Raw genomic sequence first — 25,796 nt, forward strand, 5'->3', positions numbered from 1 at the left:
ATGACTTCCATCGCCTGATGGACGATGCCAAGCTGCTGAAGTGCTCCGAGTTCGGTCAGGCTGTTGCTGACAACATGGATGCCTGAAACTCTGCGTTAGTCTGAAATGCTGAATTTTCAGCATCAGGCGTATGCAAAAGTTTCAGCAGAAGGCCCCCGGACATGTCCGGGGGCCTTCTTGCGTCTGGGGCAGCTTTCTCGATATCAATGCCTGCGACAAACAGTCAGATGCTTGGTCAGATGCACATCAATCGGCTTATATGAGGCGGTATCCGTGAGCAACGCTTGCAACATGCCCGAGATGCCCTCATCTTTTCTTTATCACACCAACACCAATGTGTGGCGGCAGGAGATTGCTCCTGTTGCGGCGCGTTGAGGCAATCTGCTTCGCCACTGCTTGTGTTCACCGGATCAGCCCCTTATGTTCAAGATAGAGACATCACGCGGCAGACCTCCCTCACGGGAGGCGCTGCTGATCAGGAATCAGGTTCCGTTGGCTCAAGAGCCGACGCATCAGGAAGATCAAGATGGCGATCTGGCGTTCGCCACTGCTGAACCCGAACTGGCACCACCGCCCATGTACAAGGTTGTTCTGCACAATGATGACTTCACGCCAATGGATTTCGTCGTGGAGGTGCTGACCGCCTTTTTCAACAAGGATCAGGAGCAAGCAGTTCAGATCATGCTCGCTGTCCATCATCAGGGTAAAGGAACCTGTGGCATCTTCAGTCGCGACATCGCGGAAACGAAATGCCACCAAGTGAATCAATATGCTCGAGAGTGCCAGCATCCGCTGCTGTGCGACATCGACCGGGCGGAGTAATCCGACCAAGACGCGGCCTAGAGGGGACTTGCCATGTTGAGCAAAGAACTTGAACTGACCCTGAACACGGCCTTCACCGTGGCACGTTCCAAGCGCCACGAATTCATGACCGTGGAACACCTCCTGCTGGCACTGCTCGACAATGCCTCGGCTTCTGATGTCCTGCGCGCCTGTGGTGCCAATCTGGACAAGCTGCGAGTCGATCTCCAGGACTTCATCAATTCAACCACGCCGCTGATTCCGGAAGAACAGGAAGACCGCGAGACACAACCGACGCTGGGCTTCCAGCGCGTGCTTCAGCGTGCCGTATTCCACGTGCAGTCTTCTGGCAAGAGTGAAGTGACCGGTGCCAATGTGCTGGTCGCCATCTTCTCCGAGCAGGAAAGCCAGGCGGTCTACTTCCTCAAGCAGCAGAATGTAGCCCGTGTAGATGCGGTCAACTACATCGCCCACGGCATCTCCAAGGTGGCAGGCCACACTCAAGCGCCTCAAGCCTCCATCGAGAGCGAAGAGAGTGAAGAGGCCAGTAGTGAAGGCGGCAACAATCCGCTGACCAACTACGCCACCAACCTCAATGAGCAAGCGCGCCTCGGCAAGATTGATCCGCTGATCGGGCGGGACAGTGAACTTGAGCGTGTGGTGCAGATTCTGGTGCGTCGCCGCAAGAACAATCCGCTGCTGGTCGGTGAGGCTGGTGTCGGCAAGACCGCCATCGCGGAAGGTCTGGCCAAGCGTATCGTCGAAGACGATGTGCCAGACGTCATCAAGGAAGCCGTGGTGTATTCCTTGGACCTTGGTGCACTGCTCGCTGGCACCAAGTATCGCGGTGACTTCGAGAAGCGTCTCAAGGCCCTGCTGGCCGAATTGCGCAAAGAACCGAACTCGATTCTGTTCATCGATGAGATTCATACCGTGATCGGAGCGGGTGCCGCTTCTGGTGGCGTGATGGATGCTTCCAACCTGCTCAAACCACTGCTGTCTTCCGGTGAGTTGCGCTGTATCGGTTCCACCACGTTCCAGGAATTCCGTGGCATCTTTGAAAAAGACCGCGCCTTGGCGCGTCGCTTCCAGAAAGTCGATGTGATGGAGCCCTCGGTTGAGGACACCATCCAGATTCTCAAGGGACTGCGTAGTCGCTTCGAAGAGCATCACGCCATCAAGTACACCGATGCGTCGCTTGAGACCGCCGTGCGTCTGGCAGACCGTTACATCAACGACCGTCAGCTGCCGGACAAGGCGATTGACGTGATAGATGAGGCCGGTGCGCATCAGCGTCTGCTGCCTGAAGCCATTCGCGTGGATACTATCGACGTCGAACAGGTCGAGGCGATCGTCGCATCCATTGCGCGCATTCCGCCGAAGACAGTGTCCAGCTCCGACAAGAAGCTGCTCTCCAACATCGAGCGTGACCTCAAGATGCTGGTGTTCGGGCAGGACGATGCCATTACCGGGTTGTCTGCGGCCATCAAGCTGTCGCGTGCTGGTCTGAAGGCACCTGACAAGCCAGTGGGCAGCTTCCTGTTTGCTGGCCCGACAGGCGTCGGCAAGACGGAGGTCGCCAAGCAGCTGGCCGCGTTGATGGGTATCGAGCTGGTACGCTTCGACATGTCCGAGTACATGGAGCGTCATACCGTGTCTCGCCTGATCGGGGCGCCGCCGGGGTATGTCGGCTATGACCAGGGGGGGCTGCTGACTGAAGCCATCACCAAGCAGCCACATTGTGTGCTGTTGCTGGATGAAATCGAGAAGGCGCACCCTGAAGTCTTCAATCTGCTGTTGCAGGTCATGGACCACGGCCGTCTGACCGACAACAACGGACGTGAGGCGGACTTCCGCAACGTCATCCTGGTGATGACTTCCAACGCAGGTGCCGAACAGGTCGCGCGTCGCTCGATTGGCTTCAAGCATCAGGATCATTCCACTGATGCGATGGAAGTCATTCGCAAGACCTTCTCGCCGGAGTTCCGCAATCGTCTGGACAGCATCATCCAGTTCGGTTCGCTGGATCTCTCCGTCGTGCGCAATGTGGTCGACAAGTTCCTGGTCGAACTACAGGCGCAGCTCGATGAGAAGCGTGTCCAGTTGGATGTTGATGATGAAGCACGTGATCTGCTGGCAACGCTGGGGTACGACCCGGCAATGGGGGCTCGTCCGATGGCCCGTGTCATTCAGGAGAAACTCAAGAAGCCGCTGGCTGAGATGATCCTGTTTGGCGATCTGTCAGAGTCTGGCGGTATTGTGCATGTCACCGTCGATAACGGTGAGCTGCATCTGGAAACCGAGGCTGAGATGGCTTGATAGGCAGAGCTGCTTTCCCTGAAGGCAGCAATGTCTGAAGAGCGATAATAGGCGGTCAGTGCTTCGGCACTGGCCGCTTTTTTTGTGCGCGTCATCCTCGTACGATGCCGAATGACAAATCGTATCCACACGAAAGCTACTGCTGGAAGAAGCAGTATCGAGAATATAATAAATGCGGGGCATCCCAAGGGATGAGCCGCTTGCACCATAGGGATGGGAGCGAAGGCCATGGCTGGCGTTCGGACTCGAACTCATCCTTTGGGAAAGCGGCATCACCGGAATGCTGAGGCGTATCACATCGAGATAGTCATACTCATGACATTGAATGGCACGTCATGCGATCTCGATGGTCCGGGTCCGGGCGGAGGGATCAGGCGGGGATGACACATACACCTGAAATGCCAGGGACGACCGGTTTAGCCTGCCGGTTTCATGTTGAGCGTTTGCGGGTCAAGTACTCGCATATCGATCGTTTTCATGGCACCGGCGGGGCAGTCTGACCGTGCTTAGCGCGAACGGTAGACGATACGGCCCTTGGACAGGTCGTATGGAGTTAGCTCAACCTTGACCTTGTCGCCGGTCAGAATGCGGATGTAGTTCTTGCGCATTTTGCCGGAGATGTGGGCAGTCACGATGTGACCGTTTTCCAGTTCGACCCGGAAAGTGGTGTTCGGAAGGGTGTCGACGATGACGCCTTCCATTTCAATATGATCTTCACGCGCCATATAGGCTGATCCTCATCTGATGCTGGGAATAAAGCAGGTTGTTCCGAGCCGTGTAAGCACAAAAAACGCCGGATTCGGGACTTCGATACGCGATATTGTGCCGTAAGGACGGCAGCAAGGCAAAGTCGAAGCGCGATTGTACGCTCCTTGAGCGCTTGTGGGCAGCTTGAGAGAAAGATAAAAATGTATCCAGCGCACGGCACCTGCCTCTTGTGCCTCGCAAGCGAAGCTTGGCGACAGGTGTGAATCACTAACCAGGTGGGTATTTGGCGAGGCTGGAGGAGTCAGCGGAAACGCGAGGTTCATCGCTGTTAGGCGAGTTATTCAATACTGTGAGAATCATGCGGTTTGACGAGACTCAACGGCAGATTGCCGTCGCTGAGACCTGTCGGGATGTGCCGCCGCCAGTGGCTGCCATCGAGATATTCAAGTGGCTGAAAATGCTGTTTGTAGTTCATCTTGCGGCAATCACGAATCCAGTAACCCAGATAAAGATGTGCCAGGCCTTCACGATGTGCCTGTTCTATCTGCCAGAGCACGGCATAGGTGCCTAGCGAACGGTGCTGAAATGCTTCATCAGGATCATAGAACGTATAGATGGCCGAGAGGCCATGGCTCATGCGATCCATCGCGGCGACTGCCACCAGACGGCCATCAAGGCGAAAGCTGACTAGCCGAGCGTACTCATCCCGCGAGGTCAGGAAAGTGCGGTACTGCTCGTGGCTGGGCGGAAACATGTCGCCGTCGGCATGGCGGCTGCGAATGTAATGCGCGTAAAGCCGATAATGCTCCGGATCGAAAAGCGCAGGACCTTCCTCAATGATGAGATCAGCATTGCGCTTCATCAGTTTTTTCTGGGTACGACCGGCGGTAAAGTCGCCAATTGGCACGCGTACCGAAACGCAGGCACGACAATCACCGCAGTGAGGGCGATAGAGATGAGAGCCGCTGCGGCGAAAGCCAAGCAGGGCAAGTGCATCATAGACGCCGGAATGCGGTGCTTCCTGAGGATCGAGAAACAGTGTCGTCGCCTGCCGCCCTTCAAGGTAGCTGCAGGCATGTGGCACGGTCAGGAAGAAGCGCAGATCGCGTTGTGGTTGTTTAGGGGTATTACTGCTCACCTTTGCCTCGTCTCCCTCGCTGAATTACCGAGACTGTTAGAATGCCTCTCCTCATATAGAGGGTTGCCGTTAGACTCCCCTGGGAGTTTTCGTCTCGATAACGTGACCATGTGAGCCTCATGAGCCGTCTTTTGGGGGGCTACACGTCAGTGACCACTTGCCTTCACGCCCTTGGCCAATGGCATACTGGTCAAGATAGCTGATGAAGTCGTTGCGGGCGATGCTGCAGGCGCCAAGACTTTCCAGGTGCGGGGTATGCATTTGGCAGTCGATCAATTGAAAATCACGCGCCTCGAGTTCACGACACAGGATCACCAGCGCTAGTTTGGAGGCGTCTGGTAATCGCGAGAACATCGATTCGCCAAAGAACACGCGACCACAGGCGACTCCGTACAGGCCGCCCACCAGGACATCGTCCTGCCAGACTTCGACGCTATGGGCGTGTCCCATATCATGCAGGGCGATGTAGGCCTCACGCATTTCTGGCAATATCCACGTGCCAGCCTGGCCATCGCGAGGAATGCTGGCGCAGGCATTGATCACGCCGGTAAAGTCGCGGTCCATACTGAAGTGCATACCAGCATTGCGCAGGCGCTTGGACAGACTGCGACGCACGCGTATTTCGCTGGGAATCAGCACCATGCGTGGGTCCGGTGACCACCACAGAATAGGGTCACCCGGACTAAACCACGGGAAGATGCCGCGTGGGTAGGCGGCCAGCAGCCACTCGGGACTGAGATCACCACCAGCACACAGCAAGCCATCAGGCTCGTTCAAGGCTGAGGAAGCGTGCGGGAAGCGGACGGGAGCAGGGGGGAGCCAGGGCAGCATCGGCAATCTCTTGTCGGTTCGTGAACATGCACGGAGCAACGAACCCATGACGCCTTTGTGTCATGAGCAGACGTGAATCGGCAATTGTGACGTCACTGCCATCGAATGGTTATGATAACCGGCTGAAGGTACATGGAAAATCGCCCACAAGGTGCAAGGGGGATGGCGACTTGACTGCCAAGAGTGCCAGAAAGACAAGTCGGGACCAGGCAAAGCCTGAGGCCCGTAGCCGCAGAGCGGCAGCAACACCGAGAAAGCGTGCCCGTCAGAAAGCGGACTCGCCGGGTTTCTTCGCGCGTCTGCGCGGCGCACCGGCTGCCAAGGCGAGCCCGGCTCGCAAGACACCTAAGGTGTCAGGCAAGCCTACCAGCAAGGAGGTGGGCAAGGAGACCGGTCTTAAAGACAGTGCCGCAGCTCAGCGCCGTGCTGACCGACAGGCTGAACGTGCCGAGCGCCAGGAGATTCGTGCTGAACGTCGCGCGGAAGTGGCAGCTCGCCCGCCGTCACGCCTGACAACCACGCTACAGGGCGTTGGTCGTGAAGGGGCGGTCATTGTCATGCTTAGCCTGTGCGTCTTCATGCTATTGGCGCTGTTCAGCTATGCACCGACAGATCCCGGGTGGTCGTATAGCGGACCTGAAGTCACGCTCAGCAACTGGATGGGCAGCATTGGTGCCTGGCTATCTGACGTGCTGTATGCACTCTTTGGCGGCAGTGCGCTGTGGTGGCCGGCAATGCTGGGCTTTGGTGCCTGGCGTCTGATGCGCCAACCCAGCACTGAACTGGTGTGGGACCCGACAGCTCTTGCGGTGCGTGCCGGCGGGCTGTTCCTGCTGATCATGGCGACCTGCGTCATCGGTGATATCCAGTTCTACAGCCCTGATAGCCAGCTGACCAACGGCGCCGGTGGCATTCTGGGCAAAGGTATCGCGGGTGCCCTGACATTGTTGATTGGGATGGGCGGTACTGTGCTGGTCTCGCTGGCCAGCTTCCTGTTCGGCTTCACGCTGTTTACTGGCATGTCGTGGCTGACTGTCATGGATGAGCTGGGCAATGGCTGTACACGCCTGATTGCCTGGTTCAACGAACGCTTCAACAGCCACCGTGATGACAGCGATGACGAAGCAGCCTATGCCGAAGAAAGTCTGAGCCATGAAGAAAGTGATGAGACGCAGGATGGGAGCGATGCCCCGGCACTGAGTTGGTGGCAGCGTCTGATACCTGGCCGTCGCCATGACAATAATGGCGAGTGGGATGAAGATAACGACGAAATTCTCTTCGGTACCAGGCAGGGTGACGCGAGTATCGCTGCAGAGTCGCGTGGCACGCGTCGCGTCGAACCTTCGCTTGGCGAAGAAGAAGCACCGGCTATCACCGCGCGTGATGACGACTTCGCCACCGACCGCAGTACGAACATTCCCTGGCAGACTGCTGAGACAACGCCGTCAGCCAAGGTGCCGGGCGCCGCTTATACCGAACGCATGACTGTGCAAAGCGCGAACGTGAGCATTGAAGGGGTTGATCTGGCGGCAGCGCTCAAGACTGCCGTCGCCTCTGAGATGGCGGCAGCGCCGCGTACCGCGCGTGCTGATGTGACTCGCTCGCGTTTGCCGGAAGGTGCGGCTATCGAGGCCGAGCGTCAGCGGCATGCGACAACGGCTGAAGCATCGGTGTCGACGGCGACTCAGCCTGCTGTTGAGTCGGGGGCCACTGACGCCCCGAAAGAATGGGATGCGGCATCCGCCTTTGCGCCGTCGGCTCGCCAGGAAACGGTCGTCGCACATGAGGCCATGACAGCACCTCAGGCAGAGAAAGCACCTCAGCCAGAGCAAGCGCCTCAGACAGAGAGGGCACCTGCTGCTTCCTCGAATGCCGTGCCTGCTGCACCGATGGCGACTAGCTCTGCACCGACTAGCTCTGCACCGACGAGGTCTGAGTCAAGTGAGGCGGCTGAATCGGCGGCAACCTTGCGCTCGCGTTTGCATCGCCCCGAAATTTCCGAAGACAGCAGCAATCAGCCGCCAGAGCCCAAGGATGAGGATGATGCACCGCTGTCCACTGCGAGTGCTTCATTCGGTACGGCAGCGGCTGGTATTGCGGCAGGTGCCGGTGTGGTGGCATCAGGCATTGCTGCGGCTGGCACCCCAGCGACCGGCACTTCGGTGCGCAAGGCGGCCGTATCCTGGGATGATGCCTTTGAGGCTCCCGCTGGTAAGGCGCCGCCCGCTGGTCAAGCATCGACTGATCCGGCGCTGGCTAATCAAGTGTCGGTTAGTGAATCACGTCCAGCTGCTCCGGTAGCAGCCCCCGAGTCGGTGTCAGAGCCCGCGCCAGTGCAGCCGACTAGCCCTGAGGCGCCAGCTGTGCCCCCAGCATGGGCACATGCAGGTGATGAAGCGGGCATGGACCTTCGGCGGGTCGTCTCGCGACCGCTGCGGATGCTCAGGCAGCCGCGGTTGATCCCAGCGGCCCGACGCTCTGGACGGTAGAACATCTGCAAAGCCAGCGTAGCGATGGCATGGACCACGAGGAAGAGCCCGAAGGGGATCTGCCGCCGTTGAGCCTGCTGACACCGCCGGATGAGCAGAAGCCCAACTACACCGAGCAGGAGCTGGCCGACATGGCCGAGCTGCTCGAGACGCGTCTGCGTGAGTATGGCGTCAAGGCTGAAGTCGCTGATATCTGGCCGGGGCCGGTCATCACGCGCTTCGAGATTCGGCCTGCTGCGGGTGTGAAGGCATCGAAGATTTCCAACCTCGCCAAGGATCTGGCGCGTTCGTTGTTGGTCAAGAGCGTGCGTGTGGTGGAAGTCATTCCGGGCCGTCCGACGGTCGGGATCGAGATTCCCAATCCCAACCGCGCCATGATCCGTCTGCGTGAAGTGTTTGATTCCGATGCCTATCAGTTGGCGGAATCGCCGGTCACGCTGGCGCTGGGTCAGGACATCGGCGGCAAGCCTGTCGTCGCCAACCTCGGCAAGATGCCGCACCTGCTGGTCGCCGGGACTACCGGTTCGGGCAAGTCGGTCGGTATCAACTCGATGCTGATCTCGATGTTGCTCAAGGCGACGCCGGAAGAAGTACGCATGATCATGGTCGATCCGAAGATGTTGGAATTGTCGGTCTACGATGGCATTCCGCATCTGTTGGCGCCGGTGGTCACCGACATGAAGGAGGCCGCCAACGCACTGCGCTGGTGTGTCGCCGAGATGGAGCGTCGCTACAAGCTGATGGCGGCCATGGGCGTGCGTAATCTGGCAGGCTTCAATGCCAAGATTGATGAAGCCGAGGCTCATGGTGCGCAGATTGCTGATCCACTGTGGGAGCCGCAGCCCTGGGAGATGCATCAGCATCCGCCCGTGCTGAAGAAGCTGCCCTACATCGTGGTGGTGATCGACGAGTTTGCCGACATGTTCATGATCGTCGGCAAGAAGGTCGAGGAGCTGATCGCTCGCTTGGCACAGAAGGCGCGTGCTGCCGGTATTCACCTGATTCTCGCCACCCAGCGTCCCTCGGTGGACGTGGTGACGGGCTTGATCAAGGCGAACATACCGACGCGTATGGCTTTCCAGGTGTCCTCGCGCATCGACTCACGCACCATCCTCGATCAGGGCGGTGCCGAGCACCTGCTGGGTCATGGTGACATGCTGTACCTGCCTGCGGGCGCCGGTATTCCGACCCGTATCCACGGTGCCTTCGTTGATGATGACGAGGTTCACCGCGTGGTCGATGACTGGAAGCGTCGTGGTTCGCCGGAATACATCGAGGAAATCCTCACCGGTGGCGTGCAGGCTGACGCACTGGCAGGGCTTGAAGCCGAAGGTGAAGATAGCGATGCCGAACAGGACGCCATCTATGACGAGGCGGTGGCCTATGTGATCGAATCACGTCGTGCCTCCATCTCGGCCGTACAGCGACGCTTCAAGATCGGCTACAACCGCGCTGCGCGTCTGGTCGAAGCGATGGAAATGGCCGGTGTGGTGTCCTCGATGGGCACCAATGGCTCGCGCGAAGTGATTGCGCCCAACGCCAACGGTTGAGGGGCATCTCGGGGTGGGGAGCTTTTTGCCTCCGTCCCTGTCAAAGCCTTCAGATATCACGCCAGTCGTTCAAGGGCATCTTGTGAACGACTGGCGTGACCCACCCGAATAGCCAAGATGATGAATATATTGCCGTTGATGTGAGCGCTACGGCGCGTCGTCAACGAACGGTACCTTCCTCATCGCAAGGAGCCGCATGAAAACTCTGTCCCTGTTGAATGCAGTGGCGACTGCCCTGCCGACTCGTAAGTTAAAAGCCTTGGGTGCAGCGCTTGGGCTGGGCATCAGCTTTGGCGTTGCCAGCCTGCCGGCGAATGCTGATCAGGCCGCGGGTGACCGCCTGTCACGTCTGTTGGAGCCGCTCAAGACCTACGCGGCAGATTTCGATCAGCAGATTCTCGATGGTTCGGGCCAGCGATTGCAGGAAGCGCACGGCAAGATGTGGTTGTCGCGTCCGGGCAAGTTCCGTTGGAGCGTCGATGCGCCATATCGTCAGGAAGTGGTTTCTGATGGCAAGGAAGTCTATCTGCACGACCCGGATCTCGAGCAGGTCACCGTGCAGCCGCTGGATGAGCGCGTCACTCACACTCCCGCGTTGCTGTTGTCCGGGCGTGCCAGTGAGCTGACCGCCAACTACGAGGTGGAGCGTCAGCAGCAGGGCGCCCGCGAGACCTTTACGCTGACGCCCAAGCAAGCTGATACCCTGTTCGAGAGTCTCAAGCTGACCTTCGATAATGAGCGTCTCGACATGCTGCAGATGGCAGATTCGACGGGCCAGCGCACCGCGATCGACTTCAACAACGTCGAGTTCAATCCGACGCTGGAGGCTAGTCGCTTCGTGTTCAAGATTCCGCAAGGCGCAGATGTCATTCGTGAGCAGACAGCAGACAATCGTTAACTATGCATCGCTAGACGTGCATCGCTGGCCATAAAGCACTCGCCAGCTGAACAAACACAAATGCCCGGACCATTGGTCCGGGCATTTGTGTTTGAGGGACAGGTGTTCGAGAGATTTGTGTCCGAAGGCCTGGGCCGCAAGGCATCAGCTCAGCGCGACTGCGGCGGCTCATTCTGATCAGCGTAGTCATCCAGCTCACGCCGCCAACGCTCGACCTCCGCAAAGCGCTTCTCGCCGCCATATTGGGTCGGGCGATAGAACTGCTGCGTGGGCAGCTCCTGTGGCCAGGCATTATGCGCACTGCCGGCAGGGTAGCCATTGGGCTCGTTGTGGGCATAGCGATAGCCTTCCCCCATGCCCAGCTCCTTCATCAGTGTCGTTGGCGCGTTACGCAAATAGACCGGCACCCCGAAGTGCGGCTGCTGGCGCACGAAGGCTTTGGCCTCTTTCCAGGCGACATCGATGGCATTGCTCTTCGGTGCGATGGAGAGATGAATCGCGGCGTGGGCAATCGCCCGCTGGCCCTCGTAATCGCCGAGGCGCAGGTAGGCGTCCCATGCGGCGATGGTCAGCGGCAGGGCGCGAGGATCGGCATTACCGACATCCTCGGAGGCCACTGCCGCCAGTCGGCGTACCACGTCGAGCGGATCACCACCGCCATCCATGAAGCGCGCCATGTACAGCAGTGCCGCATCCGGGCGCGAGGAGCGTACCGACTTGTGAATGGCTGACAGCAGGTCGTAGTAGTCGTCGCCTTGCTTGTCGAAACTTGAGGCCTGATGGCCGAGCACCGCTTCCAGTGAGCTATCCTCGAGAATCTCACGCGTCGCACCGTCGGCAGCAGGCTCGCGGCGCACGAAGTCGCAGGCCGTCTCCAGCAGGCCCAACGCGCGACGCGCATCACCGGAGGCCGCTCTCGCGATACGCGTCAGCGTCTCGCGACTGGCCTCGATCGCGCGTGCCCCGAGGCCATTTTCTTCATCGCTCAGCGCCCGCGTCAGCACCTCGATCAAATCATCCACCTCCAGCGCCTTGAGCACATACACCCGTGCCCGCGACAGCAGGGCCGAGTTGACCTCAAACGACGGATTCTCGGTGGTCGCGCCGATCAGCGTCAGCAGGCCGGACTCCACGTGCGGCAACAGTGCGTCCTGCTGGCTCTTGTTGAGGCGGTGAATCTCATCGAGAAACATCACTGTCTGGCGATCACTGGCCTGGTGGTGACGTGCGCGCTCGACTACCTCACGGATATCCTTGACGCCTGCCATCACCGCCGACAGCTGCTCCAGGTGTGCATCACACCCGTGGGCCAGAATCTCGGCCAGCGTTGTCTTGCCAACGCCCGGTGGGCCCCACAGGATCATCGAACGCACTACCCCCGTCGCGACCATCTGACGCAGTGGCATGTCCGCCCCGACCAGCGCCGACTGACCGATGTAGTCATCCAGCGTGCGCGGGCGCATGCGAAAGGCCAGTGGCGCATGGGCGTTCGAGACAGTATCGGCAAAGAGATCCATCAGTGATTCAGGCTCCGGCAGGCATGACGAGTAGAGGAGGCTGTCATCATCGCTGATCATATGATCCTGTACAAATCAGCAGTGAATGCGGCAGATCTGTCAGGTTTTTTTGACAGCATGTCATTCTGATAAAGGCAATCCCACCCAACGTCTAACGAGCGTTCGGGTGATGTGTTCTACACTTGAGCATGACGACATTGCCACATCCGGTGGTAATGCCCGAGGCGGCAGCGCTGTCTGCCAGCATCGGCCACCTGTTCCGTCAGGAGGAGGAAGTCATGCCTAATGTGACTCAGCTGCGCCAGGATCACGCCAATATGGCTCGCCTGCTGCATGTGCTCTCGCACCGCCATAAAACGTTGGTCAGTGGTGAGCGTCCGGACTTTCGCATGATGCGTGAAGTCGTGGATTACATTCTTGATTACATGCAGGGCTTCATCATTCCGCTGGAACGCGAATGCAGCCAGATGCTGTGTGAGCGTTCTACTGAAGCCGGGCCCCTATGCAAGCGACTTATCGAGCAGTACCACACCTTGCACGCGAGTCTGTCCAAGTTGTCTGACAATCTCGACAGTATCCTGATGGACCAGGTCATCCCGATGGAGCAGTTCAATGCAGACCTTCACGACTATGTGGAGTCTCATCGTGACTATCTGCGTGCCGAGCGTCAGGAGCTGTTCCCGCTGATGCGCGATCTGCTCAATGATGAAGAGTGGCAGCAGCTCACTAACGCCATTCCTCATGCGCGCGCAGAGCTTGAGCGTCTCCAGGAGGCCTATCCAGAGCTCTATGCTGAGCTGACCGAAAGCGATGTGGAAACGGCCTGATGCGTGCGCTTGATAGAGGTCGTATCGCTCAGTCTTGGTAGACCGATTTTCGCCGCACAGAAAAAACCTCAACCTCGCACGGCATATACAGAAAAAACGCTATGCCGTAGCGCTCAGTACCGAAAGTCTCCTCGCTTTACATCCTCCACACTGAAGTCATCACACAGCACCCGTCATCACGGCGGGTTCTGTTTTGCTCGTGATATTCGATGACGGCCTTTCGGCCGTGGAGGCAGCCCATGAGTGTTCAATCCCTTACCCGTCAGTGGGCCAGCGCCAGCGATGGCATGGCACTCGAAGATCCGCGCCTGTTCCGCCAGCTCGCCTATGTCGATGGCTGCTGGGTATATGGCGAAGGCGGTCGTGAAGAGGCTGTTTTTGACCCCGCTACCGGCGAGCGTCTCGGGCAGGTGCCGTGGCTTGAGTCCCATCAGATCGAGGCCGCCATTGCGTCGGCAGACAAGGCTCAGCGTGCGTGGCGTCTGTTACGTGCCGATGAGCGTGGCGAGCTGCTGGATGCCTGGTATCGGCTGATCCGTGAGAATAAGGAAGATCTCGCCATGCTGATGACGCGGGAGCAGGGCAAGACGCTGGCGGATGCCCGTGGTGAGGTCGAATACGGTGCCAGCTTCATTCACTGGTTCGCTGAAGAGGGCAGCCGTGCCTATGGCGAGACCATCCCCAGTCATATTCCCGGTGCCGCCCTGGGCACTCTGCGCGAGCCCATCGGCGTGGCCGCACTGATCACGCCGTGGAACTTCCCGCTGGCGATGATTACCCGCAAGGCTGCCGCCGCGTTGGCCGCGGGCTGCACAGTGCTGGTCAAGCCTGCGGGTGAGACGCCGTTCTCGGCGTTGGCGCTGGCGGAATTGGCTGAACGTGCGGGCATTCCCGCAGGCGTGTTCAGTGTCATCACTGGCGAAGCAGCAGAAGTTTCCAAGCAGCTATGCGATGACTCACGCGTTGCGGCGCTGTCCTTTACCGGCTCCACGCGGGTCGGGCGCCTGCTGCTGTCCCAGTGCGCCAACAGCGTCAAGCGTGTCTCGCTGGAGCTCGGCGGTAATGCGCCTTTCATCGTCGGGCCCGACATGGACCCGAGGAGCGGCGCGCGCCGCAGTGGATGCCAAGTTCCAGACCTCTGGTCAGGACTGTCTGGCCGCCAACCGCATTCTGGTTCACGACAGCCTGTATGAGGATTTCCTGACCCACTTCGTGAGGCTGATGAAGCAGCTCAAGGTCGGTAATGGCCTGGTCTCGGACATCGATCTCGGTCCGCTGATCCACCGCGATGCCGTCGCCAAGGCGCAGACCATTGTCGATGACGCCGTTGAGCAGGGCGCACGTCTGATCCATGGTGATCAGAGCATGGCGCCAGGCCCCAACTTCTTCATGCCGGTACTGTTGGCTGACGTGACGCCGACAATGAAGGCATGGCGCGAGGAAAACTTCTCTCCCGTGGCCGGCGTGACCGCCTGGCATGACGAGGAAGAGGTGATCGAGATGGCCAATGATACCGAATACGGGCTGGCCGCTTATGTCTATACCCACGACATTCGCCGCATCTGGCAACTGATGCGCGGCCTGCGCTTCGGCATGGTCTCGGTCAACTCGGTGAAGATGACCGGAGCGCCGATTCCCTTCGGGGGCGTCAAGCAGTCCGGGCTAGGTCGCGAAGGCGGCCGTCAGGGGCTCGATGAGTATCTGGATATCAAGTACTACTGCCTGGGTGGGTTGGCGAGTGCCTCCGGCAGTTGAGTCAGACATTGTTCACTGTCACTTGGCGATAGCCATCTGTTAAACATTTCAGGAGATCTTCATGACCACCGATAACACACTCAGCCAAGCCGCCAGCTTTGATAGCTCCACCAGCACTGAAGAACTGATTCGTCGTGATCGCAAGGTGACCTTCCACGCCTCCACTCATCTGCGTGATTTCGCTCATGGTGATGCACCGGGGCGTGTCATCACCGGTGGCGAAGGTATTCGTATCCGTGAGCGTGATGGCCGCGAGATGATCGATGGTTTCGCTGGCCTCTATTGCGTCAACATCGGCTACGGGCGTACCGAGGTGGCCGATGCCATTCACGCGCAGGCGCTCAAACTCAGCTATTACCACACCTATGTCGGCCACTCGAATGAGCCGCAGATAGCGCTGTCCGAGAAAATTCTCGAGCTAGCCGGCCCCGAAATGTCCAAGGTCTACTACGGCATGTCCGGCAGTGATGCCAACGAGACTCAGCTCAAGCTGGTGCGCTACTACCACAACGTGATCGGCAAGCCCGAGAAGAAGAAGGTCATCTCGCGCTGGCGCGGTTATCACGGTTCCGGCATCGCGTCTGGCTCACTGACCGGGCTGGCGGCTTTCCATGATCACTTCGATCTACCGATTGCCGGCATTCTGCATACCGAAGCGCCGTGCTATTACCGCCGTCCGGACGAATGCGCCGAGATGAGCGAGAAGGAATTCTCCGCCTGGTGTGCCGACAAGCTCGAAGCCATGATTCAGGCTGAAGGGCCTGAGACCGTCGGTGCCTTCATTGGCGAACCGGTACTCGGCACGGGGGGCATCGTGCCGCCGCCGGAAGGCTATTGGGACGCCATTCAGGCCGTGCTCAAGCGTCACGACATCCTGTTGATCTGTGATGAGGTGGTGTGTGGTTTCGGGCGCATCGGTAGTCAGTTCGGTTTTCAGCACTTTGGCATCAAGCCAGACCTGATCACCATCGCCAAGGGTCTGACCAGTGCCTATCAGCCGCTGTCCGGCGTGATTGTCGGCGACCGCGTGTGGAAGGTGTTGGAGCAGGGCACCGGTGAATTCGGCGCGATCGGCCACGGTTGGACATATTCCGGTCACGCGCTGGGGGCTGCCGCCGGTGTTGCCAACCTGGAGATCATCCGTCGTGAGCGACTGGTGGAGAACGCCCGCGAGACAGGTGCCTATCTGCAGAATGCCATGCAGGACGCCTTCGCAGGTCACCCCATCGTCGGCGACGTGCGCGGTATCGGCCTGCTGGCGGCACTCGAATTCTCGCCGGAACCCGCTGCACGTCGCCACTTCGACCCCGCACTCAAGGTCGGTCCGCGTATCTCGGCCGCCGCATTGGAAGAAGATCTGATCGCACGGGGTATGCCACAGGGCGACATCCTCGGGTTTGCGCCGCCGCTGATTGTCACGCCGCAAGAGATTGATGACATCGTGGCACGTGCCCGTCGCGCAGTAGACAAGGTGCATCAGGAGCTGATCGCCAGCGGTGATCTGTAAGCCATGGCATTGATATTGCCCCCGCTGCTTTCTGCGTCCTCCATGCGACAAGACAGCAGCACCAACGCCAGCGGCCTTATCTCTAACGGGATAGGGCCGTTGGCGCTGGCCGATATCTACGCAGCACGTCAGCGGCTGTTGCATGGCGCTGTCGCGACAGGTGTCGAGCGTACGGCGCTGGTGCCATCGCCGGCGCTATCCGCGCGCTTCGATGCCGAGATCTTTCTCAAGTTGGAGACTCGTCAACCGACGGGCGCCTTCAAGCTGCGCGGCGCCACCAATCTGCTGGCCGCGGTGGCAGAAATGACGTCGGGTGACGCAGCTGAACGGTTGGCGCGCGGCGTCACGACCGCTTCCACCGGCAATCACGGCAGGGCACTGGCCTATGCCGCGATGCGTCGCGGTCTGCGCGCCATCATCTGTCTTTCCGAGCAGGTACCCGCCAACAAGGTGCGCGCCATCGAAGCGCTGGGCGAGGTGTCCGGTTCAGGTTCAGGCCAGGGCAGTGTCGAGGTGCGGCGTATCGGGCGTAGTCAGGATGAGGCCTTTCATGAGGTCAATCGGCTGGTCGAGGAGGAGGGCATGCTTGCGGTGCCGCCCTTTGATGATCCGCTGATCGCTGCCGGGCAAGGCACCATCGGCCTTGAGTTATTGGAAGACTGCCCGCAGCTCGACCATGTGCTCATCGGGTTATCTGGCGGTGGACTGCTGGGCGGTATCGGTGCGGCGCTCAAGGCGATTCGGCCGGCCACACAGGTGCATGGCGTCAGCCTGACTCACGGCGCAGCGATGTGGGAAAGCCTGCAAGCAGGCAAGCCGGTGGAGGTCGAAGAAGTCGCTAGTCTCGCGGACTCGCTGGGTGGCGGTATTGGCCTGGACAACCACACCACGCTGCCGCTGGTGCATCGCGTGATGGATGAGCATCATCAGATCAGCGAGCGTGCCATCGCACGCGCCATGCTGATGCTGCTGGAAGAGGAAAAGCTGCTGGTGGAAGGCGCGGCGGTGGTAGGTCTGGCAGCACTGGAGGCGTCTCGTCGCGGTGAGACAGACCCACAGCTGGCCGAGTCGATTCGTGGCACGCGCGTCGCGCTCATCATCAGTGGCAATGGCGTCAGCCTGGAAACGCTCGATCAGGCGCGTGCGTTGCTGACATGAAGGACGCAGTGAGCGTGAAAGGCCTTGCCGGTTTGAAAGGCGCGATTTGAAGGAGGAATACGCATGCAGATTTATACACGCGAACAGATTGAGCAGGTCGTGGGGCTGGATGCCACGGCGCTCGGGGTTATCCGCGACGCCTTCACGGCGTTGGGGCGTGGCGAAGTGGTCCAGCCGCCGATTCTGTCGATGGCGATTGAGGAGGCCAACGGTGAAGTTGACGTCAAGACGGCGCATATTCGCGGTCTCAAGCATTTCGCGATCAAGGTCAGCCCCGGTTTCTTCAATAATCCCGCGCGCGGTCTGCCGAGCCTCAATGGCCTGATGGTGGTGTTCTCTGCTGAGACAGGGGTCGCTGAGGCGCTATTGAATGATGGCGGCTACCTCACTGCCATCCGCACGGCACTGGCCGGCGCGGTGGCGGCAGAGTGTCTGTCACGCCCTGACAGCAAACGTGTCGCGCTGATTGGCGCAGGCGAGCAGGCAGGCTTGCAGCTGGAAGCACTACGGCTGGTGCGTGATATCGAGAGTGTCGATGTCTGGGCGCGGGACAAGGAGCGTGCCGAGCATTTCGCTCGTGAGACAGAAGAGCGCCTGGGCCTGACGGTACGCAGTCATGACAGCCTGCACGCCGTCTGCGAGAACGCCGACATCATCGTCACGGCCACGCCATCACGCTCGCCGTTGCTGGAACTCTCGATGTTGCCCGCCGGGGTGCATGTCACAGCCATGGGGTCCGATAGCCCCGAGAAACGCGAGCTTGATTCCGACGTGCTGACCGGCTGCAATCACTTCGTGTGCGACAGCCGCAGCCAGTCGGAAATCAATGGTGAGCTCAAGGGGCTGGAAGAGGCTCCCTCGTTCGAGGTGCATGAGCTGGGCGCGTTACTGGCAGCGGGGCATCGACTGCGCGAGCAAGCCAATGACGAGGAAGATGGTCAGCAGTTCATCACCGTGGCCGACCTCACCGGTACCGGCGTGCAGGATACCGCCATCGCCAGCCTGGCCTTGGCACGACTGACGCACCAATGATGGCGTTGCCAATGCAGGCGCTCTGATCGATGTCTGCTGCATGATCGATGTCTACTGCATACTGGCGCTTGCCCAGCGCGGCGCTGCATGCGAGGGTCACGCATGGAACGGCAGGATGCCGTCCGCCCCCTTGTCCACTCGGAGCCAGTCGTGACTCGACCCTTGCCAACGCCTCGCGCTCCCCGCGCATTGAATGCCGCCCCGGATGTGGAGGCCTGCCGTACACCGCTGGCAGACCTCTGCGCTGACTGCGATGCCGTGACTCTGTTGCCACCGCTACTGCCGCCGGGCGAAGGCTATCTGCGCCACGTCTGTGAGCTGGATGCGCCACTGGCGGTCTTCGATCTCGACGATACCTTGCTCGACGGCGATTGCAGCGGCATGTGGATGCGCTGGATGGCCGCTTGCGGCTGGATTGAGAATGTCGAGGCGTTCATGGCACTGGCGAGCAGCAACAGGCCGAGTATCACGCCGGTACGTTGGATATCCATGCTCATGTCGCGCATCTGCTCAGCCCACTGATTGGCCGTCACCGCGATGAGGTGCGTCACGAGGTGGACGATTTCGTCGAGGAAATGGTGATGCCGCGCTTGCTGGAAGGGGGGATCTCACGGCTGGCCGAGCATGGCGAAGCCGGGCATCGCACATTGATCATCTCGGCTTCCATGCATCACCTCGTCGGGCCGATCGCCAGCCGCCTGACCGCTGATGGCGCGCTCGCCACGCATCCCGCCTTTGACGATAACGGCTGCTTCACGGGTGCCACCACCGGTATTGTCACCTTCCGTGAAGGCAAGCTGGCGGCGCTGGATGCCTGGCTGGCCAGTGCCGACCGCAATCACCGTATGCCGCAGACGCTGTGGGGCTACTCTGATTCCCACAATGACCTGCCGTTGCTGGAGCGTGTCGATCATCCGCATGCGACCCAGCCGGATGCGCCGCTGCGCGCATTGGCGGAATCGCGTGGTTGGCCGGTAGTCGATTGGCGCTTGTCGCGTCAGTTGGCCTGACGCTCATGTCTGCTCCCACGCCCTCATCATCCAACATCGCCGTGCCAGCTCCGTCAGGTGTGTCGAGTGCTGCACTGCGTTCACGCGGTGTGACATTGACGGCGATGGGCGTGTTGCTGATCTCACCGGATGCCTTGTTGCTCAGATTGGCGGATGTCGCGGATGGGCCGCTAGTGTTCTGGCGCGGCGTACTGACCGCGCTGGGCTTCGCCTGCATCGTGTTGCTGACGCATCGCGGTAGTGTGGCGGAATGCATTGCGACGGTACGGCGTTGTGGACGAACAGGGCTGTGGGTGGCGCTGCTGTTTACCGGCTCGACACTGGGTTTCGTGCTTGCCAATCAATACACCCGTGCCGGTAATGTGCTGATCATCCTCGCCGCCAGTCCGCTGTTTGCGGCGCTGATGTCACGCGTATGGTTGAGAGAACGCCAACGGCTGCATGTCTGGGCGGCCATTCTGGCGTCGCTGGCGGGCATCGCCTTGCTGGTAATGGACGAGGCGGGTAGCGGCTCGCTGGCAGGCAATCTGCTGGCGTTGGGCTGCAGTCTCTCGTTGGCTGCCAACTTCACGCTGTGCCGAACACGGCCCGGTATCGACATGAGTCCGATGCTGATGCTGTCGGGGCTGCTGACCGGCCTGTGTGGTCTGCTGACCTGCGTATGGTTCGCCGCCCACGGTAGTGAGAGCGTTCTCCAGCAGTTGTGGCCAGCGGATTCCGCTGACTTCGCCCAGCGCGCTGGCTGGCTGGCGTTGCTGTGTCTGGGGCTGTTACCGCTGGGCTTTACCTTCATTCAGCGCGGGCCGCTCTATCTGCCCTCTGCTGAGGTCGCGCTGCTGATGCTGCTCGAAAGCGTGTTCGGCATTCTGTGGGTGTGGTGGGTGCTGGATGAGGCACTCACCTCGCGTGGTTGGCTGGGCGGTGGGCTGGTGCTGGGTGCAATGCTGGTCAAAAGCCTGATAGATCGTCGCCTACGACGCCACGCGACGGATGCGTCGACGCTGCCCAGCTGATAGAATGGCCGCCTCCCTGAGTTTCTCTACTGTCTAATGACAGCCCTCTGGACGCCCGCACACGGCGCCCGGAGCGAATAGCTCATGGCTAAAAAAGCAGCTACGGCTTGCGAAAGACACGCGGCAGACGCTTGAGAGATGCTCGAAAGGCTCTCGCAAGACACGCGCTGTCACAGTGATACGCGATCTTGGTTCGGGCGGTCAGTCGAAGTGCCACGGCCTATTTCATGTGACGTATCGCATCCGGTCTGTAGACCGGCCTACACCCTATTCTCCACCCTTTGTTGCGGATGACCCGATGACAAGCAGCCTCAAACAGCAGTGGTTCTCGAACCTCAGGCCCGACATTCTGTCGGGGCTCGTGGTGGCGTTGGCCCTGATTCCCGAAGCGATCGCCTTCTCCATCATTGCCGGTGTCGACCCCAAGGTCGGCCTGTATGCCTCCTTCTCGATCGCAGTGGTCACGGCCATTGCGGGCGGTCGTCCGGGCATGATTTCTGCCGCCACCGGCGCGATGGCGCTGTTGATGGTCGATCTGGTCAAGGACCACGGACTTGAATACCTGCTGGCCGCCACGGTGATGACGGGGGTGATTCAGATCGTCTTCGGTTATCTGAAACTCGGTTCGCTGATGCGTTTCGTGTCTCGTTCGGTCGTCACCGGCTTCGTGAATGCCTTGGCAATCTTGATTTTCATGGCCCAGTTGCCGGAGCTGACCAACGTCACCTGGCATGTCTATGCCATGACGGCGGCGGGTCTCGGTATCATCTACCTGCTGCCGCTGGTGCCGAAGATCGGCAAGATCCTGCCGTCACCGCTGGTCTGCATCGTCGTGCTGACCCTCTTCGCGATGATTGTCGGTCTTGATATCCGTACCGTCGGTGACATGGGCGAACTGCCGGACAGCCTGCCGGTATTCCTGATTCCGGACATCCCCTTCAATCTTGAAACGCTGTGGATCATCCTGCCGTACTCGCTGCCGCTGGCGCTGGTCGGTCTGCTTGAATCACTGATGACCGCCACACTGGTCGATGACCTGACCGATACCTCTTCCGACAAGAATCGTGAGTGCAAGGGCCAGGGCGCGGCCAACTTCGTCACCGGTTTCTTCGGTGGCATGGCAGGGTGCGCGATGATCGGCCAGACGATGATCAACGTGAAATCCGGTGGACGTACTCGTCTCTCCACCATGGTGGCCGGTGTCGTGCTGCTGATCATGGTCGTGTTCCTCGGCCCGTGGGTGTCGCAGATTCCGATGGCCGCACTGGTTGCGGTGATGATCATGGTTTCCATCGGCACCTTCTCCTGGCAGTCGATTCGTGATCTCAAGAGTCACCCGATGTCCACCAACATCGTCATGCTGGCGACCGTGGCCGTCGTGGTCGCGACGCATAATCTGGCGATCGGCGTGCTGGTCGGCGTGCTGCTGTCGGCGCTGTTCTTCGCCAACAAGATCGGTCAGGTGCTGCACATCGGCAGTGACATGAATGCCGATGGCCGCACGCGTGAATACCGTATCGTGGGTCAGGTGTTCTTCGCTTCCAGCGAGCAATTCACCGCCGGTTTTGACCTCAAGGAAACGGTCGAGAGCGTGGTGATTGACGTCAGCCGCGCGCACTTCTGGGACATCACTGCCATCGGTGCGCTGGATACCGTCGTGGTCAAGTTCCGTCGTGAAGGCACCAAGGTCGAGATTCTCGGCCTGAACGAAGCCAGCGCCACGCTGGTGGATCGTTTTGCGGTGCACGACAAGCCGGATGCCGTCGAGAAACTGATGAGTCACTGATTCTTTTCAGCACTGCAAGACAGCGGTAATCCCCCCACGGCGGGCAGTCAGGTCACTGGCTGCCGCCGTGTTGCAGTGGTAGTCTGAAATCACACCAAGAAACGCTTTTCACCGGATGACGCCACGCCATCCGCCAAGACAAAGGAAGCATGCCATGAGCGAATCGTCTGCAGTCGCCTCGACAGAAAGTGACAAGGTCACTGCCTGCATTGACGGCTCCGCCTTTGCCGTCCCCGTCTGTGATGCTGCCGTATGGGTCAGTCTGAAGCTCAAGGCACCGTTAAGCATTCTGCACGTGATTGACCGCCACGAGACGGTCGGTGAGGCCACCATGGGAGACCTCTCCGGCAGTATCGGGCTTGGCGCGCGTGAGCACCTGCTGGAAGAACTCGCAAGCCTTGATGAGCAACGTGGACGTATCGCCCAGGAGCAAGGCCGCCTGATGCTGGAGGCCGCCTGTGAGCGTGCCGCACAAGGGGGTGTCGAATCGCCGCGTCCGCGTCAGCGCAATGGCGGGTTGGTCGAGACACTGACGGAACTGGAAGATGAAATCCGCCTGCTGGTGTTGGGCAAGCGCGGCGAGAGTGGCGATCAGGCCAGTGAGCACCTCGGTACCAATCTTGAACGCGTGATTCGCAGCCTGCATCGTCCGGTGCTGGTCGTGCCTGGTGTCTTCACCGCGCCGACCAAGGTGCTGATCGCCTTTGATGGCAGTGCCACCATTCGTCGTGCGGTGCAGGTGCTGGCGGCCAGCCCGTTGCTGGAAGGCGCAGAGCTGCATCTGGTGATGATCGGCGCGGATTCGGTCGAGAATCAGGCACCGCTCAATGCCGCACGTGATGAACTGCAAGCGGCAGGCTTTGACGTCAAGACGAGCCTCAAGGCTGGGCAGGTAGAAACCTGTCTGCGGGAATACTCCACCGAGCACGCCATCGACATGCAAGTGATGGGCGCCTACGGCCACTCGCGGATTCGCCAGTTGCTGGTCGGCAGCACCACCACTGACATGATTCGTCACGCCACCGTGCCGCTGCTGATATTGAGATAACGCCGTGTTGGTCTGACGCAAACGCACCACACTGTACGGGGTGACACAGATGCCGCGTCTCCTGCCCTTCATGGGCAAGGGACGCGGCATCTGTCGTTGTAGGGGGGGAGAACAGAAGGCAGAAAAGGAGCCAATCTCCCGCGCAATGTCAGAGCAGACACCGCAACCACGAAACCCTCGTTTACGGCGCTCAGTACCCCGCAGGTCGCGTTGCGCCCATCGTCGGAATCTGAAACGCTGATGGGACTGATCTCTGCGGGTCAACGAGTGAATATGACGGGCCTGATGGGCATTTTGCCATCAAAACTGCTAGCACTTGTGGCAAACTCGCAATCACCAGAATGTGATGTCTTGCTGATGTACCAAGGCATCATCGTTATGCTGCACCTGTTACTTCACACCTAAAAAGAACTGTACAAGGACACTCTCAATGAATATCCAGCGTCATGACACCAAGCCACGCATGAGCCGCGCCGTAATCCACAACAACACCATCTACCTGTGTGGTCAGGTGCCTGGCCCGGAACACCGCTTCTGCACCATCACCGACCAGGCTGAAAGTATGCTGGCCCGTGTAGACGCTCTGCTTGAAGAAGTCGGCAGCGACCGCGAGCACCTGCTCTCCGCCACCGTCTATCTCAAGACAATGGACGACTTCAAGACCTTCAACGACATCTGGGACAGCTGGGTACCACAAGGCCACGCCCCCGCCCGCGCCTGCGTACAAGCCGCCATGGCCAGCCCGGAACTGCTGTGTGAAATTACCGTGGTCGCTGCTGTTAGGTAATAGCTAAACAATGCCGGTCAGGTCAGTCAAATAAATAGGCTGGCCTGTTAAAGAAGTTGGTTTTGAGTTGGTTTGCCAATATTTTTGATGATATTGTCTACTTGTCTTATCGGGTTTCCATTGAGTAGAAAGTTTTCTATATTAACTGAGGGGGTTGTGCTGTAATAAGTTTGTGTGTTCTTATTAAGTTCTTCTCTTAGTTCCATCAATAATCTCCCTAGTATATTTTGTCCGATTAATGTTTTTTTATCTTTATGAATGGGGATTGCTCCCCAAAAATCGTCTTTATAGGACTTTTCTACAATTTGTTTTTCTCCTGTATGCATTAATATGCTTCCAAAGCTCTCTAGATTTTGCGAAAGCTTTACTCGAAGAGCCCATCGCATAACTTTGTGGCGTACCAGCATCCAATCTTTACGAGTCAAACTTTCATAATGTCTGGCAATTTTTTTGGCATACATTGGGCTAGTCTGAGCTATAATTTCAAGCTGTATTTTCGGGTATGCTGGGAAACGACATAGTTGGTATAAGGCTTCAGAAGTTAATATTTTTGTATTATTAACGTATATTGGGAAGCCGGCAGCCATGTTTGATAGCCCACCATAACTCTCTTTGGTTCTATGAAATACAACTGATTCATCGGAGTTGTAAGTTCTCGATTTTGAGTTGTTCATATCTATGCTCAGAAGTCGAATGTTTTATCATATGTCTTTCTTGGTAATAATGGATACCAGCTCAAAGGACCAGATTCCTCCTCGGGGTCTCCCCACCATAAAGCTAAAGGACAATTGTTAGGGCAGTTTCTATAAGTTATGATGGTCGATCCAAACCCTATACCATATCTACTGAATCCTAATGGTTTTAATATTTCCGTCGGGTTTTCTATCTTCTGACATATCTTTATTCCTGCTAATAAAAATTCATTCTCTAAAATTTGGCGTCCTTCTTCACTTAAGAAGGGAGCTAGAATTTCTTTCCTTTTACCCCTCGTTACAGGTGGGTATTCAGATTTCAGTTGTGTAATATAATCATTTATAAGGGGTTCTTCTTGCGGGAGTATAGGCCAAAATACTTGAGAATTAATATTGTAGGTTTTTCTGTTTTCTATTTTTATTTTGTGATTGTAGTTTACTTTTATGTTCTTCCCGGAGTCTCTGATAATTCTGGTTATGGCCTTTTGGGTTTCGTGTAATCCAAGGGTATAAGCTGCTATTAAGCATATCTCTATGTTGGCTTCAGAGGGAGCTTTGTTATTGACCCATTCTCTGATATCTTGTTGTGCTCGCCCGCCCGAGAATAGTATGTCGTCGATGTATAAGTATTTGTTACTTCCAATGCCACACTCTTCTGTGCTTAGTGAAAATTTTTCCTGAAGTGTTTTATCTACTATCTTTAATAGTTCTTTTTGACTCTCGCCATAAAGTTGTACTGATAAAAAATTAACCCCCTTCCAATATTTTTTTTGGTCCTCATTGGATAGCGGATTTCTGTTAATCAGAGAGGTAATGAAATCCTCTGTATCGCTTTTAAGTGCCTATTCAAAATTAATCGTGCGCTCAGCGCCATAACCGTCGAGCAGCCGGTGCACCTCATCGCACAGGTGCTCAAATGACAGATATGCA

Annotated in this window: 19 protein-coding genes and 3 pseudogenes; 16 read left to right on the forward strand and 6 right to left on the reverse strand. The window is 58.4% G+C overall.

Annotation, left to right across the window (positions count from 1 at the left end; all coding sequences use genetic code 11):
• Nucleotides 1-420 precede the first annotated feature (420 nt).
• Together clpS and clpA are read left to right on the forward strand one after the other, a co-directional pair.
• Entirely contained in the window at nucleotides 421-822 is a 402-nt protein-coding gene (clpS, locus tag BF12_RS0117290) for an ATP-dependent Clp protease adapter ClpS (protein WP_024953357.1), read from the forward strand.
• 33 nt (nucleotides 823-855) lie between these two features.
• A complete protein-coding gene (clpA, locus tag BF12_RS0117295) occupies nucleotides 856-3,120 on the forward strand; it encodes an ATP-dependent Clp protease ATP-binding subunit ClpA (RefSeq protein WP_024953358.1) in 2,265 nt (754 codons plus the stop codon).
• A gap of 506 nt (nucleotides 3,121-3,626) precedes the next feature.
• Here the strand turns inward: clpA and infA are convergent.
• The 3 genes from infA to aat all read right to left on the reverse strand — a co-directional run bounded on the left by infA (nucleotide 3,627) and on the right by aat (nucleotide 5,797).
• Complete coding sequence (infA, locus tag BF12_RS0117300) at nucleotides 3,627-3,845, reverse strand: translation initiation factor IF-1 (RefSeq protein WP_024953359.1); 219 nt, start codon at nucleotides 3,843-3,845, stop codon at nucleotides 3,627-3,629.
• Nucleotides 3,846-4,165: 320 nt separating this feature from the next.
• Nucleotides 4,166-4,966 carry an arginyltransferase gene (locus BF12_RS0117305; protein WP_024953360.1) on the reverse strand — a complete coding sequence of 267 codons (801 nt, stop codon included), beginning with the start codon at nucleotides 4,964-4,966 and terminating at the stop codon, nucleotides 4,166-4,168.
• A 117-nt stretch (nucleotides 4,967-5,083) separates the two neighbouring features.
• A complete protein-coding gene (aat, locus tag BF12_RS0117310; RefSeq protein WP_024953361.1) occupies nucleotides 5,084-5,797 on the reverse strand; it encodes a leucyl/phenylalanyl-tRNA--protein transferase in 714 nt (237 codons plus the stop codon).
• A 62-nt stretch (nucleotides 5,798-5,859) separates the two neighbouring features.
• On the opposite strand from aat, the gene BF12_RS20825 reads away from it, so the two are divergent.
• From BF12_RS20825 to lolA, 3 genes and pseudogenes are all read left to right on the forward strand, one after another.
• Nucleotides 5,860-8,286, forward strand: coding sequence for a DNA translocase FtsK 4TM domain-containing protein (locus tag BF12_RS20825; RefSeq protein WP_084488205.1), 2,427 nt, complete (start codon nucleotides 5,860-5,862; stop codon nucleotides 8,284-8,286).
• Nucleotides 8,229-9,836: pseudogene (locus tag BF12_RS20830) on the forward strand (DNA translocase FtsK); the annotation flags it as partial. The gene BF12_RS20825 and the pseudogene BF12_RS20830, both read left to right, overlap by 58 nt.
• 196 nt (nucleotides 9,837-10,032) lie before the next feature.
• A complete protein-coding gene (lolA, locus tag BF12_RS0117320) occupies nucleotides 10,033-10,734 on the forward strand; it encodes an outer membrane lipoprotein periplasmic chaperone LolA (protein WP_024953362.1) in 702 nt (233 codons plus the stop codon).
• A 149-nt stretch (nucleotides 10,735-10,883) separates the two neighbouring features.
• Here the strand turns inward: lolA and BF12_RS0117325 are convergent, their stop codons facing one another.
• The gene (locus BF12_RS0117325) at nucleotides 10,884-12,251 is read right to left on the reverse strand and encodes a replication-associated recombination protein A (RefSeq protein ID WP_024953363.1); all 1,368 of its coding nucleotides are present in this window, start codon (nucleotides 12,249-12,251) and stop codon (nucleotides 10,884-10,886) included.
• A gap of 188 nt (nucleotides 12,252-12,439) precedes the next feature.
• Here BF12_RS0117325 and BF12_RS0117330 point away from each other — a divergent pair, with 188 nt between their 5' ends.
• The 11 genes and pseudogenes from BF12_RS0117330 to BF12_RS0117380 all read left to right on the forward strand — a co-directional run bounded on the left by BF12_RS0117330 (nucleotide 12,440) and on the right by BF12_RS0117380 (nucleotide 24,174).
• Entirely contained in the window at nucleotides 12,440-13,078 is a 639-nt protein-coding gene (locus BF12_RS0117330) for a hemerythrin domain-containing protein (protein ID WP_339379009.1), read from the forward strand.
• A gap of 287 nt (nucleotides 13,079-13,365) precedes the next feature.
• Nucleotides 13,366-14,833 (forward strand): annotated as a pseudogene (locus BF12_RS20835) (NAD-dependent succinate-semialdehyde dehydrogenase).
• 61 nt (nucleotides 14,834-14,894) lie between these two features.
• Nucleotides 14,895-16,340, forward strand: coding sequence for an aminotransferase (locus BF12_RS20840; RefSeq protein ID WP_051511143.1), 1,446 nt, complete (start codon nucleotides 14,895-14,897; stop codon nucleotides 16,338-16,340).
• A gap of 42 nt (nucleotides 16,341-16,382) precedes the next feature.
• On the forward strand, nucleotides 16,383-17,498 hold the full coding sequence (locus tag BF12_RS20845; RefSeq protein ID WP_051511148.1) for a pyridoxal-phosphate dependent enzyme: 1,116 nt from the start codon (nucleotides 16,383-16,385) through the stop codon (nucleotides 17,496-17,498).
• Nucleotides 17,499-17,561: 63 nt separating this feature from the next.
• Nucleotides 17,562-18,530: a cyclodeaminase gene (locus BF12_RS0117350; protein WP_024953365.1), complete on the forward strand. Its 969-nt coding sequence runs from the start codon at nucleotides 17,562-17,564 to the stop codon at nucleotides 18,528-18,530.
• A 150-nt stretch (nucleotides 18,531-18,680) separates the two neighbouring features.
• Nucleotides 18,681-19,052, forward strand: a complete 372-nt coding sequence (locus tag BF12_RS21370; protein ID WP_156941215.1) for a hypothetical protein — start codon at nucleotides 18,681-18,683, stop codon at nucleotides 19,050-19,052.
• Entirely contained in the window at nucleotides 19,010-19,540 is a 531-nt protein-coding gene (locus tag BF12_RS20850) for an HAD family hydrolase (RefSeq protein WP_051511146.1), read from the forward strand. The genes BF12_RS21370 and BF12_RS20850 overlap by 43 nt, the downstream gene beginning before the upstream one ends.
• Nucleotides 19,541-19,545: 5 nt before the next feature.
• Nucleotides 19,546-20,553 (forward strand): DMT family transporter, encoded by a 1,008-nt coding sequence (locus tag BF12_RS0117360; protein WP_024953366.1) that lies wholly within the window; start codon nucleotides 19,546-19,548, stop codon nucleotides 20,551-20,553.
• Between the two features lie 298 nt (nucleotides 20,554-20,851).
• Complete coding sequence (locus tag BF12_RS0117365) at nucleotides 20,852-22,339, forward strand: SulP family inorganic anion transporter (RefSeq protein WP_024953367.1); 1,488 nt, start codon at nucleotides 20,852-20,854, stop codon at nucleotides 22,337-22,339.
• A gap of 154 nt (nucleotides 22,340-22,493) precedes the next feature.
• On the forward strand, nucleotides 22,494-23,387 hold the full coding sequence (locus tag BF12_RS0117370) for a universal stress protein (RefSeq protein WP_024953368.1): 894 nt from the start codon (nucleotides 22,494-22,496) through the stop codon (nucleotides 23,385-23,387).
• Nucleotides 23,388-23,817: 430 nt separating this feature from the next.
• Entirely contained in the window at nucleotides 23,818-24,174 is a 357-nt protein-coding gene (locus BF12_RS0117380; RefSeq protein WP_024953369.1) for a RidA family protein, read from the forward strand.
• Nucleotides 24,175-24,221: 47 nt separating this feature from the next.
• Here BF12_RS0117380 and BF12_RS21850 read toward each other — a convergent pair whose 3' ends face one another.
• Nucleotides 24,222-24,848, reverse strand: a complete 627-nt coding sequence (locus BF12_RS21850) for an NADAR family anti-phage protein (RefSeq protein WP_084488206.1) — start codon at nucleotides 24,846-24,848, stop codon at nucleotides 24,222-24,224.
• 8 nt (nucleotides 24,849-24,856) lie between these two features.
• Nucleotides 24,857-25,690, reverse strand: a pseudogene (locus BF12_RS23735) (phosphoribosyltransferase-like anti-phage protein); the annotation flags it as partial.
• Between the last annotated feature and the right edge of the window lie 106 nt (nucleotides 25,691-25,796).

The organism is Cobetia crustatorum (assembly GCF_000591415.1).
Taxonomy (GTDB): Bacteria; Pseudomonadota; Gammaproteobacteria; order Pseudomonadales; family Halomonadaceae; genus Cobetia; species Cobetia crustatorum.

Excerpts from the sequence above, each read along its gene's own strand:
- BF12_RS20845 (WP_051511148.1), top strand. The coding sequence starts at position 16,383 with ATGCGACAAGACAGCAGCACCAACGCCAGCGGCCTTATCTCTAACGGG.
- BF12_RS0117350 (WP_024953365.1), top strand. The coding sequence starts at position 17,562 with ATGCAGATTTATACACGCGAACAGATTGAGCAGGTCGTGGGGCTGGAT.
- BF12_RS0117380 (WP_024953369.1), top strand. The coding sequence starts at position 23,818 with ATGAATATCCAGCGTCATGACACCAAGCCACGCATGAGCCGCGCCGTA.
- infA (WP_024953359.1), bottom strand. The coding sequence starts at position 3,845 with ATGGCGCGTGAAGATCATATTGAAATGGAAGGCGTCATCGTCGACACC.
- BF12_RS0117360 (WP_024953366.1), top strand. The coding sequence starts at position 19,546 with ATGTCTGCTCCCACGCCCTCATCATCCAACATCGCCGTGCCAGCTCCG.
- BF12_RS0117370 (WP_024953368.1), top strand. The coding sequence starts at position 22,494 with ATGAGCGAATCGTCTGCAGTCGCCTCGACAGAAAGTGACAAGGTCACT.
- BF12_RS0117365 (WP_024953367.1), top strand. The coding sequence starts at position 20,852 with ATGACAAGCAGCCTCAAACAGCAGTGGTTCTCGAACCTCAGGCCCGAC.
- lolA (WP_024953362.1), top strand. The coding sequence starts at position 10,033 with ATGAAAACTCTGTCCCTGTTGAATGCAGTGGCGACTGCCCTGCCGACT.
- clpA (WP_024953358.1), top strand. The coding sequence starts at position 856 with ATGTTGAGCAAAGAACTTGAACTGACCCTGAACACGGCCTTCACCGTG.
- aat (WP_024953361.1), bottom strand. The coding sequence starts at position 5,797 with ATGCTGCCCTGGCTCCCCCCTGCTCCCGTCCGCTTCCCGCACGCTTCC.
- BF12_RS21850 (WP_084488206.1), bottom strand. The coding sequence starts at position 24,848 with ATGAACAACTCAAAATCGAGAACTTACAACTCCGATGAATCAGTTGTA.
- clpS (WP_024953357.1), top strand. The coding sequence starts at position 421 with ATGTTCAAGATAGAGACATCACGCGGCAGACCTCCCTCACGGGAGGCG.
- BF12_RS0117330 (WP_339379009.1), top strand. The coding sequence starts at position 12,440 with ATGACGACATTGCCACATCCGGTGGTAATGCCCGAGGCGGCAGCGCTG.
- BF12_RS0117325 (WP_024953363.1), bottom strand. The coding sequence starts at position 12,251 with ATGGATCTCTTTGCCGATACTGTCTCGAACGCCCATGCGCCACTGGCC.
- BF12_RS20840 (WP_051511143.1), top strand. The coding sequence starts at position 14,895 with ATGACCACCGATAACACACTCAGCCAAGCCGCCAGCTTTGATAGCTCC.
- BF12_RS20825 (WP_084488205.1), top strand. The coding sequence starts at position 5,860 with ATGAGCAGACGTGAATCGGCAATTGTGACGTCACTGCCATCGAATGGT.